Origin of the sequence: Micromonospora sp. MW-13 (assembly GCF_003434305.1) — a bacterium.
GTDB lineage: Bacteria > Actinomycetota > Actinomycetes > Mycobacteriales > Micromonosporaceae > Micromonospora.
Genome location: NZ_QKKX01000009.1, coordinates 647351 through 666385 on the forward strand (window position 1 = coordinate 647351; position 19035 = coordinate 666385).

Below are 19035 nucleotides of genomic sequence, written 5' to 3' on the forward strand. Positions count from 1 at the left end.
CTGGTGGAGTTCGACGACTTGGCTGCCGACCCGGAGCGGCCTTGCCGTTCGCGGGTAGGGACGGCATCATTCCAGCCATGATCGAAAGAATCGAACCCGCCTCTGTCCGGTGAGCGCCTTCGAGATCCGGACGGATCGAGTCTTGGGCGCTGGTCCGTTCCGTGAGATCGGCCAACCACGCGTCGTCGCCACTCACCCTGACGGCGAGGTCATTGTGGTCGCTGGCGCGCTCGTCCGACCCCAGTGGCAGGGACGTGACGTCTCCGGCCGGTCCCGACCACATTCAGGCTGGTATCCGGCGGCGGTGTACCGGTCCGGCGACCTGGCCTGTGTGACCCACTTCACGACTCGCTGGCCCGCGAACACGATCGCATTCCACCCGACGCTGCCATTGGTGGCCATCGGCACCGGCGCGTATGACGGTGGATGGGCCTACGAGGGTGAACTGCTCCTGCTGAACCTGAGCACCGGTACCACGGTGTCGGTGCTCACCTATCCCCGTGAGGTCCGACAGGTCACGTGGGGCAATCCGCAGACACTTGATCTGGTGCTGGCCATTCCCTGCGACGAAGACGAGCAGCGCTTTGGGACGACGTCCCTCGCGTGTTCGATTCAGCGCGACGATTGGGATCGCGCAACCACCGCCATGCTCCGGATGCCCTACGGGGAGACGCCGGTTCCGGATGGACCGCGGACCGACCTGGCGCTCGCCGCCACCATCATCGAGCGGCTCTGCCGGCAACGTGGACTGAATTGGAAGGTCCGACGCGGGGTGTGGGCGGTGGATTCGCTACCCGACGGTCGGATCATCGCCGCGCTTGAGGGAGTCCGCCTTGAATCCTGGTCTCCGGCAGCGGAGGAACCGCTGTGGCGACTGCCGACCGATGGGGCGGGCTGCCAGGTGAACGTGCTGCCGGACGGGCGGACGGCGTTGGCGGTGACGCAGACAGCGCGCCGATTCGAAGACCGGCGGTGGACGATCGATCCGAGCGTCGTGGCCCAGGTCGATTTGGATACCGGTGCGGTCGAGACGATCCACGAGCCCGCCTGGCCTGCGATCGTGGTGTCCCGGGCCGACGGTTGGTGGGCGCTGCGCGGCACCGAGCACACCGGCCAGGCGACGCCCGAGGAGATCACGCTTCGATCGCCGGACGGTGCGCCTGCAGCAACCGTCAGTCTCGGCCGGTATGACCTGTTTAACCACTTCTTCGACATCCGGTATGCGCCGGACCTGCCGTTCCTCCAGGGCCGGGCAGACAAGCCCTGGCAAGACAAGTGGGTGGTCGCCGTCGATGTACCCGAGGGCTCAGTACGACGCCTGTTCCCACTCGAATGGGATGCCTCGCGCGCAGGCCACCTGTTCGGCGGCTGCGGTGCGTACCTCGACGACCGGTCCGGACCGGCGCTCGTGCACACCGGCGCAGTCCACGACGGTGCGGGCCTGCTGCCGGGGAAGGCCTTCGTGGTTCGCCGTGCCTACCCGACCGGTGAGCTGCAATGGGTTTTCACGGCCGACCATCAGGCCACTGCGCTCGACGCCGACGGCGACTTTGTCTACGTCACGTTCAATTCAGGGGAACTTGTGCTCCTACGCGCGGAGGACGGCGCGGTGCAGGCTCGGCAGGAGCTGCGGGTCAACGGCCACCGCGTCGTCCCGCTCTCACTTGTCCGGCTGAGTCCAGGCCGCCTCGCGATCGGCACCCTGGACGGTCGTGTACTCGTCTGCTCCCTCGCTGCGTCACCGGACCTGGCCAGCGACCAGGAATAGTGCATACCCCGAATATTTTCACTGCACCAGTACAGAAGGTCGCGAGCCCCGGGCGATGGCGCGCCCGGGGCTCTCGACACGAGGTCAGTGACATCGGGGTGTCCGGAGGCAACGGAAGCGCAATGTCGATGACATCGTGCCTCCGTTGGTCTCTTGATCGACTCCGGGTCACTGACATCGGGCGGCCCGCCGCCCGGGAGAAGCCGCTGGAGCGGGCCATGCTGGCCACGTTCGCCGAGCTGGTCGGTGACGCCGGGCGTGGACCGAGGCCTTTTCCTACACTGCTGCGGTGAGTGGAGAGCGGCTGCCGCTGGCGCCCCGGCCGTTGACCGAGCCGCACCCGTCCCGGCTGTCGCCGGAGCACCCGCACCGGGAGCGGGTGCTGGCCGCGCACGCCGCCGCGCTGGCCACCGGCGAGGCCGGCTATCTCGACCCGGACACCGGGCTGTTCGTGCTCACCGCCGGCTTCCTGGCCCGGCGGGGCACCTGCTGCGGACGCGGCTGCCGGCACTGCCCCTATGTGACCGACTGAGGGCTTCCGTCCAACGCGGACAGCCCGTACGGTGTCCGACGACAAGCGGCGGGAGCCCGCCGGGGACTGCGGAGGTGGCGCGTGCGCGGTCGGATCTGCCTCGCGGGCGTGGCGGTGCTGATGGTGGCGGGGTGCGCCGCCCAGGACCCCGAGCCGGTGGCGGTGCCTCGGGCCGAGCCGGTCGTGCTCGACGTCCCGGCGGCCTCCTCGGGCGGCGCGTGTCGGCTGCTCGACTTCGCGGTGATCGAGGAGCACACCGGGGAACGGTTCGACGTGGCGGCGTCCAGCTCGCGCGGCGACACGCACACCTGCGTGGTCCGCGCGGAGCGGGTGCTGCTGCCCGAGCTGGCCCTCACCGTCAGCGACACCTCGATCGACGCGGCGGGCTTCACCGCCGACGTGCTGCCGGGCGGGGCCCGCAAGGCCGGCAACCTGGGCCAGGCCGGCTACCGGCGGACGGCCAACGCCGCCGACGGCCACGGGCCGGTCGCCGAGGTCGGCTGGCTGGCCGCCGGGGGCCGGCTCGCCACGTTGCGCTGGACGCTGCCGAAGGGCGCCGACCGCGCCGCCGCGGACGAGCTGGCGGACCGGCTCGTGGGCCTGGCGAAGACGGTCGACACCCGGGCCCTGTGAGCCCTCGACCCGGGCGGGCCGGCGGCGTGGGGCCGCCCGGCAACCGACCGGGCGCGGCAGGGACAGCGCAGAGGGCCAGCGGCAGGGGGATCAGCGGGCGGCGACGAACACCCGGGACGCGACCTCGCGGGGCAGCCGGATCCGGTCGCCGGAGCGGTCGATGAAGACGCCGTCGCGCTCCTGGGCAACGGTCACCGTGGCCCCCGGGTCGACCCCGGCGGCGTGCAGTTGGCGTAGCACCCCCGCGTCGGTCTGCACGCTCTCGCAGATGCGTCGCACCACCACCTGGCCGGACAGCCCGGGGAAGGCCAGGTTGCGCTCACCCTCGCTGCCGTCGGCCTGCGCCTCCGGGGTGCCCAGCTCCTCCAGCCCCGGGATCGGGTTGCCGTAGGGCGAGCGGGTCGGGCGGTTGAGCAGGTCGTAGACCCGCTTCTCCACCGCGTCGCTCATCACGTGCTCCCACCGGCAGGCCTCCTCGTGGGCCTCCTCGTAGGGCATCCCGATGACGTTGACCAGCAGCAACTCGGCGAGCCGGTGCTTGCGCATCACCGACACGGCGGCGTTACGGCCCAGCGCGGTCAGCGTCAGGTGCCGGTCGCCCTCGACGGTGAGCAGCCCGTCGCGCTCCATCCGGGCGACGGTCTGGCTGACGGTGGGACCGCTCTGGCTCAACCGTTCGGCGATGCGGGCACGCAGCGGCGGCACCCCCTCCTCTTCCAGCTCGAGGATGGTGCGCAGGTACATCTCGGTCGTGTCGACCAGGTCATTCACGGCAGCGGACCTCCCGAGGTCGATGGTACCCCGGCCGTCGGACATCCCCCGCAGGTGAAACGCGAGGCGGCTGCCCGGATGGTGTTGACTGGACGGCATGTCCGGTACCGAGGAACCGTTGGTCGAGGCCGACCGGCTCGCCGCCGAGCTCGACCACGCCGACCCGCCCACCCTGCTCGACGTCCGCTGGCGGCTCGCCGGCCCGCCCGGCCGCGACGACTACGCCGCCGGCCACCTCCCCGGCGCGGTCTTCGTCGACCTCGACACCGACCTGTGCGGGCCGCCCGGAGCCGCCGGCCGGCACCCGCTGCCCGACCCCGCCGCCCTCCAGGCCGCGCTGCGGGCCGCCGGGGTCCGCGCCGGTCACCCCGTCGTCGTGTACGACGGCGGCGACGGGATGGCCGCCGCCCGTGCCTGGTGGACGCTGCGCTGGGCCGGGCACCGGCCGGTGCGGCTGCTGCACGGCGGCTTCCCGGCCTGGGTGGCCGCCGGGCTGCCCGTGTCCACCGAGGTTCCCGCCCCGGTGCCCGGCGACGTGCCGGTCCGGCCGGGGGAGCTGCCGGTGCTGGACACCGGCGCCGCCGCCGCGCTCGCCGCCGCCGACTCCGGGGTGCTGCTCGACGTGCGGGCCGCGGCGCGCTACCGGGGCGAGGCCGAGCCGGTCGACCCCGTCGCCGGGCACGTCCCGGGCGCGGTGAACCTGCCCGCCGGCGGGTACGTCGAGCCGGACGGGCGGTTCCCCGCCGCGGCGGTGCTGCGGGACCGGTTCGCCGCCGCCGGGGTCAGCGACGCCGCGCCGGTCGGGGCGTACTGCGGCTCCGGGGTGACCGCCGCGCAGGCCGTGCTCGCCCTGCACCTCGCCGGCCGCCCGGACGCCGCGCTCTACGTCGGATCGTGGAGCAACTGGGTGGCCGACCCGTCCCGCCCCGTGGCCACCGGCGGCTGATCGCCGGGGCTGCGGCCCACCCGGTCGGTCGGCTCGCCCGGCCGCCCGCCGCCGCGCCGGGCCGTCAGCTCGCCCGGGGCGGCGCTCCGGCCCGGCACGACACCGGCCGCGGGCCAGCGCGTGTGATGGGCTACCGCCGGTGCTCGTGCGACGATGAGCCCATGTCCGAGGACACGGTGGTGGTGTGGGACGAGGCCCTGCTCGCCTACGACATGGGTGACCATCCGCTCGACCCGGTCCGGGTGGAGCTGACCGTCGCGCTCGCCCGCGAGCTGGGTGTCCTCGACCGGCCCGGGGTCCGCCTGGTCGCCCCGCAGCCGGCCGACGACGCACTGCTCACCCGGGTGCACGACCCGCGTTACCTGAACGCGGTCCGGCGCGCCCCCCGCGACCCGCTCTTCGCCGGCTACGGGCTGGGCACCTCGGACAACCCGGTCTTCGACGGGATGCACGAGTCCAGCGCGCTGATCGCCGGGGCCACAGTGGCCGCCGCGGAGGCGGTCTGGCGGGGCGAGGCCCGGCGCGCGGTCAACGTGGCCGGGGGGCTGCACCACGCCATGCCGGACCGGGCCGCCGGCTTCTGCGTCTACAACGACCCCGCGGTGGCCATCGCCCGGCTGCTCGACCTCGGCGCGCAGCGGGTCGCGTACGTGGACGTGGACGTGCACCACGGCGACGGCGTGCAGGAGACCTTCTACCACGACCCCCGGGTGCTCACGATCAGCCTGCACGAGACCCCGCTGGCCCTGTTCCCCGGCACCGGCTTCCCCGACGAGACCGGCGGCCCCGGCGCGGAGGGCAGTGCCGTCAACGTGCCGCTGCCGCCCGGCGTCGACGACACCGGCTGGCAGCGCGCGTTCCACGCGATCGTGCCGTCGGTGCTGCGTGTGTTCCGGCCGCAGATCCTCGTCACCCAGTGCGGGGCCGACGGGCACCGGATCGACCCCCTCGCCGACCTGCGCCTCTCCGTCGACGGTCAGCGGGCCACCTACCTCGCCCTGCGGGCGCTCGCCGACGAGCTGTGCGAGGGTCGCTGGGTGGCCACCGGCGGCGGCGGGTACGCCCTGGTCGAGGTGGTGCCCCGGGCGTGGACCCACCTGCTGGCGGTGGCCACCGGCGACCCGGTCGACCCGGCGACGCCGACCCCGCCCGGCTGGCGGCGGCTGGCCGCCGAGCGCCGGCCCGGCCGGGAGGTGCCGCTGCGGATGACCGACGACGTCGACCCGGCGTACGAGCCGTGGCAGCCGACCGGCGAGCCGAACTCGGTGGACCGGGCCATCGCGGCCAGCCGCAAGGCGGTGTTCCCGCTGCTCGGGCTCGACCCGCACGACCCGCGCGACTGAGCCGGCGCACCCGGGGAGGGGACCGAAGGCGTGACCACTGTGGACCAGCCGGTGGACGTGCTGCTCAGCGACGGCACGACCGTCGGGCTGCGACCGATCCGCCCGGACGACGCGCCGGGCATCGTGGCCATGCATGCGCGGTTCTCGGAGCGCACCCGCTACCTGCGCTACTTCTCGCCGTATCCGCGCATTCCGGAGCGGGACCTGCGCCGGTTCGTCCACGTCGACCACCGGGACCGGGAGGCGTTCGTGGTGCTGGCCGGGGAGCGGATCGTCGCCGTCGGCCGGTACGAGCGGCTCGGCCCGCAGGGCCCCGAGGCCGAGGTGGCGTTCGTGGTGGAGGACGCCTACCAGGGCCGCGGCATCGGCTCGGTGCTGCTGGAGCACCTGGCCGACGCCGCCCGGCGGGCCGGGATCGTGCACTTCGTCGCCGAGGTGCTCCCGGCCAACGGGGCGATGCTGCGGGTCTTCGCCGACTTCGGTTACCAGGTCCAGCGCCAGTTCGCCGACGGCGTGGTGCACCTGAGCTTCCCGATCGCCCCGACGGAGCAGACGCTGGAGGTGCAGCGCGGCCGGGAGCACCGCACCGAGGCGCGCTCCATCGCCCGGCTGCTCGCCCCCCGGGGCGTCGCCGTCTACGGGGCCAGCGCCACCGGCCAGGGCGTCGGCGCGGCGCTGCTCGGGCACCTGCGCGACGGCGGGTTCACCGGGGCGGTGGTGCCCGTGCACCCGAGCGCGGCGACGGTCGCGGGGCTGCCCGCGTACCCCTCGGCGGTCGACGCCGGCCGGGCGATCGACCTGGCGGTGGTCGCGGTGACCCCGGAGGCGGTCGGCGCGGTGGTGGCCGACGCGGCGGCGGCCGGCGCGCACGGCCTGGTGGTGATCTCCGCCGGTTTCGCCGAGGCCGGCGCGGCGGGCGCGGCGGCCCAGCGGGCCCTGGTCCGCGCGGCGCACGCCGCCGGCATGCGGGTGATCGGCCCGAACTGCCTCGGCGTGGCCAACACCGACGAGACGGTACGCCTCAACGCCACCCTCGCCCCGGCGCTGCCGGCCCCCGGCCGGGTGGGTGTCTTCAGCCAGTCCGGGGCGTTCGGGGTGGCCCTGCTCGCCGAGGCGCACCGGCGCGGCCTGGGCGTGTCGAGCTTCGTCTCGGCCGGCAACCGGGCCGACGTCTCCGGCAACGACCTGCTCCAGTACTGGCGCGACGACCCGGGCACCGACGTGATCGTGTTGTACCTGGAGACGTTCGGCAACCCGCGCAAGTTCGCCCGGCTGGCCCGGCGGATCGGCCGGGACAAGCCGGTGGTGGCGCTCGCCTCGCCGGCCCGCCCGCCCGGGCTGAACGCCGACGCCCCCGGCCCGGACGCGGTCGCGGTCAGTGCCCTGTTCGCCCAGTCCGGGGTGATCCGGGTGGACACCGTCGCCGAACTGCTCGACGTCGGCGTGCTGCTGGCCCACCAGCCCCTGCCGGCCGGCCGGCGGGTCGGCGTGGTGGGCAACTCCTCGGCGCTGACCGGGCTGGCCGCCACGGCCTGCGCCGCGCAGGGGCTGACCGTGGCCGCCGGCTACCCGTCCGACGTGGGACCCCGGGCCGGGGCGGCCGAGTTCGCCGCCGCGCTCGGCGCCGCCGCCGCCGACGACGGCGTGGACGCCCTCGTCGCGGTCTTCGCCCCGCCGCTGCCCGGGCAGCTCACCGACACCGAGGCCGACTTCGCCGCGGCCCTGCCCGGGGCGCTCGGCGTCGGCCGGCCGGTGGTGGCCACCTTCCTCGTCGGGCGGCCCCCGGCCGGGGTGCCGGCGTATCCGAGCGTGGAGGAGGCCGTACGTGCCCTGGGCCGGGTCGCCACGTACGCGGACTGGCTACGCCGCCCGCCCGGCGCGTTGCCCGAGCTGCCCCGGATCGACCTCGCCGCCGCCCAGGCCGCGCTGCGGGCCGACGGTGCCGACCCGGCCGGCCTGCTCGGCGCGTACGGGATCGACGTGGTGCCCTCCGCGCCGGCGCGCTCGGCCGACGAGGCGGTGGCCGCCGCCGGGGTGCTCGGCTGGCCGGTGGCACTGAAGGCCGCCGCTGCCGGGCTGCGGCACCGCCTCGACCTCGGCGCGGTCCGGCTCGACCTGGCCGACGAGCCGGCCCTGCGCCGGGCGTACGCGGAGCTGGCGGCGACCTTCGGCGCGGACGTCCTGGTGCAGGCGATGGTCCCGCCCGGCGTGCCCTGCGTGGTGGAGCTGGTGGAGGACCCGGCGTTCGGGCCGGTGGTCGGGTTCGGCCTCGGCGGCGTCGCCACCGAGCTGCTCGGCGACCGGGCCTGGCGGGCGGTGCCGCTGACCGACTCCGACGCCGCCGAGCTGGTCGACGCGCCCCGGGCCGCGCCGCTGCTGCGCGGGCACCGCGGCGCCGCCCCAGTGGACCGGGCGGCCCTGGCGGAGCTGCTGCTGCGGGTCGGCCGGCTCGCCGACGAGCAGCCCCGGGTCCGCTCGCTCACCCTCAACCCGGTGCTGGCCCGCCCGGACGGCGTCTCCGTGCTGCACGCCGCCGTCCGCACCGGTGCCGCTGGCGCCCGTCCCGACACCGGCCCCCGCCGGCTGTGAGGGGACGGCGTCCGACGCCTCCGCGCCGCAGGAGCCCGGCCGGCGGAGCCGCCCACGCGCGAGGGCCCCGGCGAACCGCCGGGGCCCTTCTTCGACGCGACCGTTCAGCAGGCGTACGCCTCCAGGCGCTGTGCCCGCTCCGGGGCGCGCAGCTTCAGCAGCGTCACCTTCTCGATCTGCCGGATCCGCTCCCGGGACAGGCCGAACTCCCTGCCCACCTCGTCGAGGGTGCGCTGCCGGCCGTCGTCCAGGCCGAACCGGAGCCGGATCACGGCCTGCTCCCGCTGGGACAGGGTGGCCAGCACGATCCGCACCTCGTTGCGCAGCTCGCCGTCGGCGGCGGCCTCGCCCGGCTCGGCGGCCGGGTCCACGGCGGCGACGAAGTCGCCGAGGGCGCTCTCGCCGTCCTCGCCGACGGCCTGGTCGAGGCTGACCGGCTCCCGGTCGTAGGAGATCAGCTCGATGACCTGGAACTCGGGGACGCCCATGGCCCGGGCGACCTCGGCCACGTTGGGCTCGCGGCCCAGCGTGACGGCCAGCTCGCGACGGGCCCGGACCATCCGGTTGACCTGCTCGACCATGTGCACCGGGATGCGGATGGTGCGGGCCTGGTCGGCCATCGCCCGGGTGATCGCCTGCCGGATCCACCAGGTGGCGTACGTGGAGAACTTGAAACCCTTGGTGTAGTCGAACTTCTCGACCGCCCGGATCAGGCCCAGGTTGCCCTCCTGGATCAGGTCCAGGAACGCCATCCCCCGGCCGGTGTACCGCTTGGCGATGCTGACGACGAGGCGCAGGTTCGCCTCCAGCAGGTGGTCCTTGGCCGCGCGGCCCTCGGCGACGATCAGCTTCAGGTCGGAGCGCAGCTCGGTGGACACCGGCGTGCAGGTCGCCAGCTTCTCCTCGGCGAACAGCCCGGCCTCGATCCGGCGGGACAGCTCGACCTCCTGCGCGGCGGTGAGCAGCTTGGTGCGCCCGATCCCGTTGAGGTAGGCGCGGACCAGGTCCGTGGAGACGCCGCGCTCGTCGGTGGCGTCCAGGTCGGTCAAGGTGTCGGTGCCGAGTTCGGCGTCGATGGTGACGGCCGGGCCGATCTGGTTCTCGATCATCTGCAGGACCATCTCTGTTCTCCCCGTGTCCACGTCGGTGCCGCGTCGCCGGCCCAGTGGCGCCGGTGACACACACTCTGGCAAGCCGGGCGTGAAACGGGAGTGAGGCGATCGGGGAACCGACACGGGATAGGGGTGTCCGTACCCCTGTTGGTTGCCGAGCCCGGTTACCGTGCCAGCGGTCGGCCGTTCGGGCCGGTCACACGGTCGGTCGCCGCGGCGGCCGGTCACCGAGGAACTGGAGGGTGTCGTGGTCTTCAAGCGGCTCATGCAGGCGATGGGCGTGGGCGGCCCGTCGGTGGAGACGATCCTGGCGAACCCGAACTGCCGCCCCGGCGGGCAGTTGGAGGGCACCGTCCACGTGGCCGGCGGCGAGCACCCGGTGGACATCGAGTATGTCGCGCTGGGCCTGGTCACCCGGGTCGAGGTGGAGAGCGGGGACAGCGACTACGAGACCACCCAGGAGTTCCACCGCCGCCAGGTGACCGGCGCGTTCCGGCTGGAGCCGGGGCAGCGCTACGACGTGCCGTTCCGCTTCGACGTGCCGTGGGAGACCCCGCTGACCGAGCTGTACGGGCAGCACCTGCACGGGATGACTATGGGCCTGCGCACCGAGCTGGAGGTGGCCCGCGCGGTGGACAAGGGCGACCTGGACGCGGTGGCGGTGCACCCGCTGCCGGCCCAGGAGGCGCTGCTGGAGGCGCTGCTGCGGCTGGGCTTCCGGTTCGCCCGCGCCGACAACGAGCGGGGCCACATCTACGGGGTACGACAGACCCTGCCGTTCTACCAGGAGATCGAGTTCCACCCGGCGCCGCAGTACGCCCGGGCGATCAACCAGCTCGAGGTCACCTTCGTCACCGACCCGCAGCAGGTGCAGGTGGTGCTGGAGATCGACAAGCGGGGCGGCGTCTTCACCGAGGGCCGGGACGCCTTCGGTCGCTTCACCGTCCCCCACGCCACGGCGCACAACACGGACTGGGCCGCCCAGCTCGACGGCTGGCTCCGCCAGTCCATCCAACGCCGCGGTCTGTTCTTCTGACCCCCGGCCCCCACCGACCCCACCCGCCCCAGCCCCGTTGATCAAGAGGATTGCGTCAGGATCCGGGCTCCGGACGACGCAACCTCTTGATCAACCTGGGCAGGGGGTGGGTGGGGGGTCAGAGGTCCAGGAGGAGGGTGCGGGGGCCGATGTTGGTGCTCTCCACCAGCATGTGGGCGCGGAAGCGGCCCGTCTCGACCGGCGCGCCGCGCTCGCGTAGCGCCTCGACGACCGTCGTGACCAGGGGTTCCGCCACCTCTGCCGGGGCTGCCGCGGTCCAGCTCGGCCTTCTGCCCCGTCGGGTGTCGCCGTAGAGGGTGAACTGGCTGACCACCAGGATGCCGGCGCCGGTGTCCGCCGCGCTGCGCTCGTCGTCCAGGATGCGCAGCTCGTGGATCTTCCGGGCCATGGTCCGCGCGGTCTGCGGGGTGTCGGTGTGGGTCACCCCGAGCAGCACCAGCAGCCCGTCGGCGACCGCGCCGACGACCTCGCCGTCGACGGTGACGCTGGCCCGGCCGACCGTCTGCACCACCGCCCGCATCAGGCGGTGACCGGCTCGACGATGCCGCGCTCCACCAGGTGCGCCACGATCGGGCCGGCCGCCTCGGCCAGTTCCTCCGGCGGCACGTCGTGCGCGGCGGCGAGCAGCGCGAGCTGGTCGCGCAGCGGCAACCGGCCGTCCGCTCCGCCGACCAGGGCCAGCACCAGCGGGTCGATCTCCTCGGTCCAGCGCAGCCCGTGCGGCATGGCGAGGACCTGCCGGTCCACCGCCCAGCCCTCGTCGCCCATGGTGGCCTCCTGGCGTAGCTGGAGCCCCTCGGCGGCCCGGTAGCGCTCGGCGAGCAGCCCCTCGGTGTCGCGTACCCGCAGCCAGTCCTGGCGGTCGAACCAGGCGGCGATCCGGTCGCCCATCGGCGGCTGCACCCGCTGCCGCAGGTCCTCCACCCGGACCACCGGGTCGGCGTGCCCGGCGCGGCGCAGCGAGACGATGCCGAAGCCGATCGCCTCCACCTTGTGCGCGTCGAACCAGTCCAGCCAGGCCGCCATCCGGTGCGGGTCGGCGGCCTCGCCGACGTCGGTCAGCCACAGGTTCACGTACGCCATCGGGTCGGCGACCTCGCGCTGGATCACCCAGGCGTCCAGGCCGGTACCGGCGAACCAGCCGGCCACCCGCTCGCCCCAGTCCTCGCCCGTCACGTGCACCCAGTTCGCGAGGTACTGCATGGTGCCGCCCTCGGTGAGCAGGCCCGGGGCGGCGGCGGCCAGTTCGGACCCGATCGCGTCGCCGGCCCGCCCGGAGTCCCGGTAGACGTGGGTGGTGGTGCCGGGGCCCACCACGAACGGCGGGTTGCTGACCACCAGGTCGAACCGCCGCCCGGCCACCGGGGCGACCAGGTCGCCGCGTAGCAGCTCCCAGTCCTGGCCGTTGAGCGCGGCGGTGGTGGCGGCGAAGCGCAGCGCCCGCGCCGAGAGGTCGGTGGCGGTGACCCGGCGGGCGTGCTCCGACAGGTGCAGCGCCTGCACCCCGGAGCCGGTGCCCAGGTCCAGCGCGGTCTCCACCGGCCGCCGCACGGCCGCCCCGATCAGCGTCTGGGTCGCCCCGCCGATGCCGAGCACGTGCTCGGAGTGCAGCGGCCGGCCGGGCCGGGAACTGGCCGGCAGGTCGGCGAGGACCCACCAGTCGTCCCCGTACGGCTCCAGGTCGACCCCGGCCCGCAGGCCGTCGCCGTGCCGCTCGACCAGCCCCCCGGCCAGTGCCTCGGCGACGGTCAGCGGGGCGAGCGCGGCGGCCACCGCGGCCTCCGACTCGGTCTGGTCGCAGATGAACACCCGGATCAGCGTGCCGAGCGGGTCACGGTCCTCGGTGGCCCGCAGCGCGGCCCGGAAGTCGTTGCGGGCCACCCCGCCGGTGGCCTGCGGGCCGAGCCGGTCGGCGATCCCGTTCGAGGTGTACGCGGCGCGGCTCAGCGCCGTCCGGAGCGCCTCGACGCCGGCGGGGGAGAGCAGCATGTCGTGTTCGTCCACGTTGCCATCCTGCCCCCCGTGCCCGGGCGACCCGTCACCGCCGCCCGCAAATCCGCCCGCCGGGGAGCGGGCGCGGCTCGGCGTCGGCGTCGTGAGGCGGGGCGCCCGGGGAGTCGCCGTCGCTTCCGGGGCGGCTGCGGGCAGGATGGACGGCATGACGGTTTCGCTCCCCATCGACCCCGAGGCCAACCGGCTGCTGGAGCGCAGCCCGCTGGCCCTGCTGCTCGGGATGGTGCTCGACCAGCAGGTCCCCATGGAGAAGGCGTTCTCCTCGCCGTACGTGCTGGCGCAGCGGCTCGGGCACGAGGCGGACGCCCGCGAGCTGGCCGGGTACGACCCGGACGAGCTGGTCGCGGTCTTCGCCCAGCCGCCGGCCCTGCACCGGTTCCCGAAGGCGATGGCGGCCCGGGTGCAGGAGGTGTGCCGGACCCTGGTGGACCGGTACGACGGCGACGCCGCCCGGCTCTGGGCCGACGCCGCCGACGGGCGGGAGCTGCTGGCCCGGATCGCCGGGCTGCCCGGGTTCGGCCGGCAGAAGGCGCAGATCTTCCTCGCCCTGCTCGGCAAGCGGTTCGGCGTCAACCCGGACGGCTGGCGCGAGGCGGCCGGCGGGTACGGCGACGCCGACGCGTACCGGTCGGTCGCCGACGTCACCGACCCGGAGTCGCTGCGCCGGGTGCGGGAGTACAAGCAGCGGATGAAGGCGGAGGCGAAGGCCGCGAAGGGCTGACGCGACCCGCCCACCGGACTCGTCGCCCGTACGGCGGGCGGGGTCGGGCGTGGGTCTCGTCCCGTCGGTGGCTACCCGTAGGGGCGCTGACGTGGCATTCTGCAACCAGAGCAGCGGGTATCGGGCGACGCCCATCCCGCCGCAACGGCGCAGCGGGTGGTCGTCCGGCACGCGACGGCACGGGCCTGCCGGTCGGGTGCGTCCACCGGGAAGGGTGGGCGGCCCGCGGCTGACCCCGATCGCCTGGGCTCAGGCCCGCAGCCGCCCCCGGAGGGCATCATGGCCAATCCCGTCATCCGGTCGATCACCGCGACCCCCGGCACGCTCCAGCCCGGCCAGACCGCCCAGGTGGTGATCGACGCCTACGACCCGGACGCCCGCACCGTCACCGTGACCGGGAAGGTCACCGACGTGGCCGGGCACGTGGCGACCGCCACCACCACGCTGACCGTCGGCGACCCGCTGAAGTTCGAGTTGACCACGACCGATCCGGCCGTGACGATCGTCGCCGACCCGGCGGCGCCCGGGCGCTTCTCGGTCCGGGTCTGATGTTCACCCGTACGGTCACCCTGACCGCGCGGGTGGCGGACGCGGTCGGCAACACCACCAGCGTCAGTGCCGCGGTCAGGGTGGAGGTGCCGACGGCCCTGGGCTGGGCACCCCCGGCGAGCTCGGTCGCCGCGCTCCAGGCGATGCTTGCCCGGTACCCCCGCCCGAGGACGGTGCGGCTCTACTCCGGCCCCGGCGCCGGCCTGGAGTCCTGGTCGTCGGCGCTCCTCGCCCAGGTACCCGCCGACTGCGCGCTGCACTACAGCTTCAAGGACTGGACCGCCGGCACCTCGGCGGCGGCCGTCCGCGACTGGCTCTCGGCGCGGCCGGCCAACCGCCGTCGGGTGGTGGACCTGGTGACGCTCGGCCACGAGCCGGAGCAACAGTCCGGGGGCGACGCGGCCCCGGCCGCGTTCCGGCAGCAGTGGCAGGAACTGGTCGGCGCGCTCGCCGGGCACCCCCGCCGCCGTGAGGTCTGGCTGGTGCCGGTGTTCACCGAGTACGCCGCCCGGCGGCAGGCGTCCTGGTGGGCCGACTTCGGGGTGGTCGCCAGCCACCCCGGGGTGGACGCGGTGGGGTTCGACATCTACGACACCGGCTACGAGCGGTACCGCACCCCGGTCGAGCGCAACGAGTTCGCGCTCGCCCAGGCGAGGCGGGTCGGCAAGCCGCTGGTGGTCCCGGAGTGGGGCATCAGGCGCAAGCCCACCCTCAACGACGGGACGTCGTACGACCCGGACGGGGTCGTCTGCGCGCAGGCGATGCGGGACAACATGGCCCACCTGCGGGCGCAGCCCGACGTGCCGTACGTCGAGTGGTTCTACCGGGGCGACTGCGACCTGGACGCCACGCTGACGTACCCGTCGGGGCGGACGTACGTGCGCGACGCGGAGCGGGCCGCGTTCGGGCAGCTCACGGGCTGAGGCGCGGCGCCGGACGGCTCAGGCGGCGGTGGGTCGGGAGAGCGCGGCGAGGGCCCGCCGGACGTCGGCCAGCGAGACCGTCGCCGAGTCGTCCAGCTCGGCCAGGCCGGCCTCGATCCACTGCCGCATCAGGGTGGTCACCCCGATGCCACGGGCGTCGGCGGCGGCCCGCACCCGCTCGTACGTCTCCAGCGGCAGCCGCACGGAGCGGCTGACCATCGGCACGTCGGTGTCGGGGGTGGGCAGCTCCACCGGCTGGCTGGAGTCGACCAGCTCGGCGAGCCGGTCGTCGCCGCTGTGGAACTGCTTGGTCGCGTCGTTGCGGTTCATCGCCACGCCTCCTCATCGGCGGGATCTGCGGACGGCCTCGTCGTAGCGCTTGGCCTCGACGTCGCTCAGCTCCCGGGCGGACAGGACGTCCCAGTCGTTGTCGGCGCCGTCGGCCTCGGCGAGCAGCACGGCCAGCCGCCGCCCGTGGCGGGCCGCGGCGTAGACCACCATCACGTCGTCGCCGAGGTGCCGGATCACCCGGCGTGGGCTGTGCAGCGCCTCCCAGACCTCGCCCGGCGTGACGCCGTAGACGCGCAGGTTGGCCAGCGCCTCGTCGGTGAAGCTGAACCGGCTGCCCACGGGGCGGAGCGTACCACGTGCGTAACACGGGCCGGAATGACGCGATTCTCGCTGATCATCCGGCGGGAGTGACAGGATGGGGGCAATCCCTCTTGGAGGTCCGTGGTGAAGCGTCAGGCGTACCAACCGATCCTGATCACCGACGCGGCCCGCAGCCAGGGCGACCAGCTCAACAGCCGGCAGCGGCGCTACGTCGTGATGATGGCCGTCCGGGTGGCGTGCGTGATCGGCGGCGCGATCCTGGTCGGCGCGCAGGCGCCCATGCTCTGGCTCTGGCTGCCGCTGTGCGGCCTCGGGATGGTGCTCATCCCGTGGCTGGCGGTGCTGCTGGCCAACGACCGGCCGCCCAAGGAGCGGCACCGGTTGGCCAACCGGTTCCACCCCCGTAGCCGGGACGAGACCCCGCCGATGAGCCTGACCGCCGAGGACCGGCCGCACAAGGTCATCGACGCCGAGCCCTGACCGGCCCGGCCGAGCCGCCGGCGCGCCCGTCCCGGACCCGTCCCGTCCAGGCCGGCGCGTCCGGTCAGGGCGCGGGCCGGGCGCCGACCGTGGAGACGGCCAGCGCGCCGAGGTCGCCGGCCCGGTCCAGCGCCGCCCGGGGCCCGGCCCCGGCCAGCCAGGCGGACAGCAGCCCGGCGGCGAAGGCGTCTCCGGCCCCGGTGACGTCGGCCACCGCCACCCGCCGCGCCGGGGCGACGCTGACCGTAGCCGTCCGGTCGGCCCAGACCGCCCCGGCCGCGCCCCGCTTGACCACCACCCGCCGGGCCGTCGCCGACAGCGCCCGGGCCTGCGCCGCCGGGTCCAGCCCGCCGGCCAGCACGGCCGCCTCGTCGGCGTTGACCAGAAGCAGGTCGACGTCGCGTACCCAGGCCAGGAAGACCGACGCGCCGACCTGCCGCAGCGGCGCCGCGGACGCCGCGTCGACGCTGGTGCTGAGCCCGCGCTCGCGCGCCGCGGCCAGCGCGCGCAGCCCGGCCCCGCGCGACCCGTCGTCCAGCAGGCAGTACCCGGACAGGTGCAGGTGCCGCGCGTCGGGCACCCCGGCCAGGGCCTGCTCCACGTGTCCGGCGGCGAGCCACAGGTTCGCGCCCCGCTCGGTGACCATCGTGCGCTCCCCGGCGCCGGTGAGCACGATGACGGTGCCGGTGGCGCGGCCCGGGTGCCGCTCGATCGCGCAGTCCACGCCGGCGCGCTCCAGCTCGGTCACCCGGTCGCGTCCCGCGTCGTCGTCCCCGACCGCGCCGACCATGGTCACCGGGACGCCCTGGGCGGCGAGCCAGGCGGCGGTGTTGGCCGCCTGCCCGCCGCCGCTGACCCGGATGGTGGCCGGGGTGTCCGAGCCGGTCGCCAGCGGCCCGCCGAGCACCGCGACCACGTCGGTGATCAGGTCGCCGACGACGACGATGCGGGACGGAGCGGTCATGCGGCGGAGTCGCCGCGGCCCGCTGCGGCGACCGCGACCCGGGCGGCGAGGTCGGCGTTGCGCAGGATGATCCGCACGTTCACCGCGAGGCTGGCGCCGGCGGTGGCGGAGTGGAAGTACGCCAGCAGGTACGGCGTGACGGCCTTGCCGGTCACCCCGTCGCGCTCCAGCCGGGCCAGGCCCTCGGCGAGCGTGCGGTCGTGCAGGTCCGGGTCGAGCTGCTCGTCGACCGGGAGCGGGTTGGCCACGATCAGCCCGCCGTGGTGCACGCCGTGCCCGGCGCGGGCGGCCAGCACGTCGGCGACCTGCTCCGGGGAGTCGACCGACCAGTCCAGGTCGAACCCGGAGTCGGTGCGGTAGAAGCCGGGGAACCGTCGGGTGCGGTAGCCGACGACGGCGACACCGAGGGTCTCCAGCCGCTCCAGGGTGGCCCCGACGTCGAGGATCGACTTGACCCCGGCGCAGACCACCGCGATCGGGGTCCGGGCCAGGGTGCCCAGGTCGGCGGACTCGTCGAAGGTCTGCGCGGCCTCCCGGTGCACCCCGCCCAGCCCGCCGGTGGCGAAGACCCCGATCCCCGCGGCGGCGGCGACCGCGCTGGTGGCGGCGACCGTCGTGGCCCCGTCAGCCCCGATCGCGGCGGCCACCGCCAGGTCGCGGACCGAGAGCTTGCTCACCCCGTCGACGGTGGCGAGCCGGGTCAGCTCCGCGTCGTCGAGTCCCACCACCAGTTGGCCACCGACCATGCCGATGGTCGCCGGGACCGCGCCGGCGTCGCGTACCGCCTGCTCGATCTCGCGGGCCACCCGCAGGTTGTCCGGCCGGGGAAGGCCGTGCGAGACGATTGTGCTCTCCAGGGCGACGACCGGGCGGTGCTCACGCAGGGCGTCGGCCACCTCGGCGCCGTGACGAATATGGAAGCTGTTCACGTCATTAACGTTACGGGCCGTCGCGCGGTGGCCTCCGGTGGACCCGGTCAGGCCGACCTGTCAAACTGCAAAGTTGGAGGTGCAGTCGTGAGCACAGAGGTTCTCGAGCGTCCGGAACTGAAGGACGCCGACACCGGTCCCGAGATGTTCCACTACGTCCGCAAGGACAAGATCGCCGAGAGTGCCGTCATGGGCACCTTCGTCGTCGCGCTCTGCGGGGAGAAGTTTCCGGTGACCAAGGCGGCCAAACCGGGCTCGCCGGTCTGCCCGAAGTGCAAGGAGATCTACGACTCCTGGGGCGCGTGACCACGGGGGGCCGTTCCGGCCGCCCACGTAACCTTCGGCGGTGACCACCTCCACCGCCCTGCTCCTCGCCGACCTGGCCGGGGTGACGGTCTTCGCCGCCTCCGGCGCTTCCGCGGCGGTGGTCAAGCGGCTCGACCTGTTCGGCGTGGCCTTCGTCGGCTTCATCGCCGCGCTCGGCGGCGGGATCTTCCGCGACCTGGTCATCGACGAGGTGCCCCCGCTGGCCTTCGCCGACTGGCGGTACGCCGCCACGGCCGCGGTCACCGCCGCCGCCGTGTTCTGGCTGCACCCCCAGCTCGCCCGGCTGCGCACCACCGTGCTGGTGCTCGACGCCGCCGGCCTCGGGCTGTTCACCGTCACCGGCACCCTCAAGGCGCTCGACGCCCAGGTGCCGCCGGTCGGGGCCTGCCTCATCGGCATGCTCACCGCCATCGGCGGCGGGCTCGCCCGGGACCTGCTCACCGGCGAGATCCCCGTGGTGCTGCGCCGGGAGATCTACGCGGTGGCCGCGCTCGGTGGCTCGGTCGCCGTGGCGGCGCTCGACGCGTCCGGGCACGCCAACGCCGCTGGGCTGACCGCCGCGGCGGTGTTCGTCTTCGCGCTGCGCCTGGTGGCGCTACGGCGGCGCTGGTCCGCGCCGGTGGCCACGCTCCGCCCGCCCCGCACCGGCACCCGCGGCCCCCGCTCCTGACGCACGGTGAGGGCGGAGGCGCAATCGGTACGGGTGCCGGGCGGTGCGGATGTGACCAGCGTGGCGTCGCCTGGGCCGACCGGCGCGCGCTGGTTA

General features: G+C 74.7%; 21 protein-coding genes. 13 read left to right on the top strand and 8 right to left on the bottom strand.

All coding sequences use genetic code 11. The features are described from left to right. Window positions 1-109: 109 nt before the first annotated feature. The 3 genes from C5N14_RS07005 (at window position 110) to C5N14_RS07015 (ending at window position 2933) form a co-directional block, all read left to right on the top strand. The gene (locus C5N14_RS07005) at window positions 110-1768 is read left to right on the top strand and encodes a hypothetical protein (protein ID WP_128763523.1); all 1659 of its coding nucleotides are present in this window, start codon (window positions 110-112) and stop codon (window positions 1766-1768) included. Between the two features lie 289 nt (window positions 1769-2057). Then, the gene (locus C5N14_RS07010) at window positions 2058-2300 is read left to right on the top strand and encodes a DUF5522 domain-containing protein (protein ID WP_117666604.1); all 243 of its coding nucleotides are present in this window, start codon (window positions 2058-2060) and stop codon (window positions 2298-2300) included. Window positions 2301-2381: 81 nt separating this feature from the next. Continuing rightward, window positions 2382-2933, top strand: coding sequence for a hypothetical protein (locus tag C5N14_RS07015; RefSeq protein WP_117666606.1), 552 nt, complete (start codon window positions 2382-2384; stop codon window positions 2931-2933). 90 nt (window positions 2934-3023) lie between these two features. On the opposite strand, the gene C5N14_RS07020 is transcribed toward C5N14_RS07015, so the two are convergent. After that, on the bottom strand, window positions 3024-3704 hold the full coding sequence (locus C5N14_RS07020; protein WP_243639230.1) for a metal-dependent transcriptional regulator: 681 nt from the start codon (window positions 3702-3704) through the stop codon (window positions 3024-3026). Between the two features lie 97 nt (window positions 3705-3801). On the opposite strand from C5N14_RS07020, the gene C5N14_RS07025 reads away from it, so the two are divergent. The 3 genes from C5N14_RS07025 (at window position 3802) to C5N14_RS07035 (ending at window position 8582) form a co-directional block, all read left to right on the top strand. Next, a complete protein-coding gene (locus C5N14_RS07025; protein ID WP_117666610.1) occupies window positions 3802-4650 on the top strand; it encodes a sulfurtransferase in 849 nt (282 codons plus the stop codon). A gap of 161 nt (window positions 4651-4811) precedes the next feature. Next, the gene (locus tag C5N14_RS07030; protein ID WP_117666974.1) at window positions 4812-5993 is read left to right on the top strand and encodes an acetoin utilization protein AcuC; all 1182 of its coding nucleotides are present in this window, start codon (window positions 4812-4814) and stop codon (window positions 5991-5993) included. 30 nt (window positions 5994-6023) lie between these two features. Next, window positions 6024-8582 (top strand): bifunctional GNAT family N-acetyltransferase/acetate--CoA ligase family protein, encoded by a 2559-nt coding sequence (locus C5N14_RS07035; protein ID WP_117666612.1) that lies wholly within the window; start codon window positions 6024-6026, stop codon window positions 8580-8582. Window positions 8583-8686: 104 nt separating this feature from the next. On the opposite strand, the gene sigB is transcribed toward C5N14_RS07035, so the two are convergent. Further along, window positions 8687-9703 carry an RNA polymerase sigma factor SigB gene (gene sigB, locus C5N14_RS07040; protein ID WP_117666614.1) on the bottom strand — a complete coding sequence of 339 codons (1017 nt, stop codon included), beginning with the start codon at window positions 9701-9703 and terminating at the stop codon, window positions 8687-8689. A gap of 238 nt (window positions 9704-9941) precedes the next feature. Between sigB and C5N14_RS07045 the strand changes: the two genes are divergently transcribed. Beyond that, window positions 9942-10730, top strand: coding sequence for a sporulation protein (locus C5N14_RS07045; protein WP_117666976.1), 789 nt, complete (start codon window positions 9942-9944; stop codon window positions 10728-10730). 118 nt (window positions 10731-10848) lie between these two features. Here C5N14_RS07045 and dtd read toward each other — a convergent pair whose 3' ends face one another. Continuing rightward, window positions 10849-11271: a D-aminoacyl-tRNA deacylase gene (dtd, locus tag C5N14_RS07050; protein WP_117666616.1), complete on the bottom strand. Its 423-nt coding sequence runs from the start codon at window positions 11269-11271 to the stop codon at window positions 10849-10851. After that, window positions 11271-12755 (bottom strand): methyltransferase, encoded by a 1485-nt coding sequence (locus C5N14_RS07055; protein WP_207892625.1) that lies wholly within the window; start codon window positions 12753-12755, stop codon window positions 11271-11273. Before C5N14_RS07055 ends, dtd begins: the two co-directional genes overlap by 1 nt. Window positions 12756-12900: 145 nt before the next feature. On the opposite strand from C5N14_RS07055, the gene C5N14_RS07060 reads away from it, so the two are divergent. From C5N14_RS07060 to C5N14_RS07070, 3 genes are all read left to right on the top strand, one after another. Beyond that, window positions 12901-13485, top strand: a complete 585-nt coding sequence (locus tag C5N14_RS07060) for an HhH-GPD-type base excision DNA repair protein (protein WP_117666618.1) — start codon at window positions 12901-12903, stop codon at window positions 13483-13485. Between the two features lie 279 nt (window positions 13486-13764). Continuing rightward, on the top strand, window positions 13765-14034 hold the full coding sequence (locus C5N14_RS07065) for a hypothetical protein (protein ID WP_117666620.1): 270 nt from the start codon (window positions 13765-13767) through the stop codon (window positions 14032-14034). Beyond that, on the top strand, window positions 14034-14957 hold the full coding sequence (locus tag C5N14_RS07070) for a hypothetical protein (RefSeq protein ID WP_117666622.1): 924 nt from the start codon (window positions 14034-14036) through the stop codon (window positions 14955-14957). Before C5N14_RS07065 ends, C5N14_RS07070 begins: the two co-directional genes overlap by 1 nt. An 18-nt stretch (window positions 14958-14975) precedes the next feature. On the opposite strand, the gene C5N14_RS07075 is transcribed toward C5N14_RS07070, so the two are convergent. Both C5N14_RS07075 and C5N14_RS07080 read right to left on the bottom strand, forming a co-directional pair. Further along, the gene (locus C5N14_RS07075; protein ID WP_117666981.1) at window positions 14976-15287 is read right to left on the bottom strand and encodes a hypothetical protein; all 312 of its coding nucleotides are present in this window, start codon (window positions 15285-15287) and stop codon (window positions 14976-14978) included. A gap of 12 nt (window positions 15288-15299) precedes the next feature. Next, the gene (locus C5N14_RS07080) at window positions 15300-15587 is read right to left on the bottom strand and encodes a hypothetical protein (RefSeq protein ID WP_117666624.1); all 288 of its coding nucleotides are present in this window, start codon (window positions 15585-15587) and stop codon (window positions 15300-15302) included. Between the two features lie 105 nt (window positions 15588-15692). Here C5N14_RS07080 and C5N14_RS07085 point away from each other — a divergent pair, with 105 nt between their 5' ends. Beyond that, on the top strand, window positions 15693-16049 hold the full coding sequence (locus tag C5N14_RS07085) for a DUF3099 domain-containing protein (RefSeq protein WP_117666626.1): 357 nt from the start codon (window positions 15693-15695) through the stop codon (window positions 16047-16049). A gap of 64 nt (window positions 16050-16113) precedes the next feature. Here C5N14_RS07085 and C5N14_RS07090 read toward each other — a convergent pair whose 3' ends face one another. After that, window positions 16114-17013, bottom strand: a complete 900-nt coding sequence (locus tag C5N14_RS07090; RefSeq protein WP_117666628.1) for a carbohydrate kinase family protein — start codon at window positions 17011-17013, stop codon at window positions 16114-16116. Continuing rightward, complete coding sequence (locus tag C5N14_RS07095) at window positions 17010-17942, bottom strand: pseudouridine-5'-phosphate glycosidase (RefSeq protein ID WP_117666630.1); 933 nt, start codon at window positions 17940-17942, stop codon at window positions 17010-17012. Before C5N14_RS07095 ends, C5N14_RS07090 begins: the two co-directional genes overlap by 4 nt. Before the next feature lie 87 nt (window positions 17943-18029). On the opposite strand from C5N14_RS07095, the gene C5N14_RS07100 reads away from it, so the two are divergent. Both C5N14_RS07100 and C5N14_RS07105 read left to right on the top strand, forming a co-directional pair. After that, window positions 18030-18248 carry a DUF3039 domain-containing protein gene (locus tag C5N14_RS07100; RefSeq protein WP_117666632.1) on the top strand — a complete coding sequence of 73 codons (219 nt, stop codon included), beginning with the start codon at window positions 18030-18032 and terminating at the stop codon, window positions 18246-18248. Between the two features lie 40 nt (window positions 18249-18288). After that, entirely contained in the window at window positions 18289-18939 is a 651-nt protein-coding gene (locus C5N14_RS07105) for a trimeric intracellular cation channel family protein (RefSeq protein ID WP_117666638.1), read from the top strand. Window positions 18940-19035 lie beyond the last annotated feature (96 nt).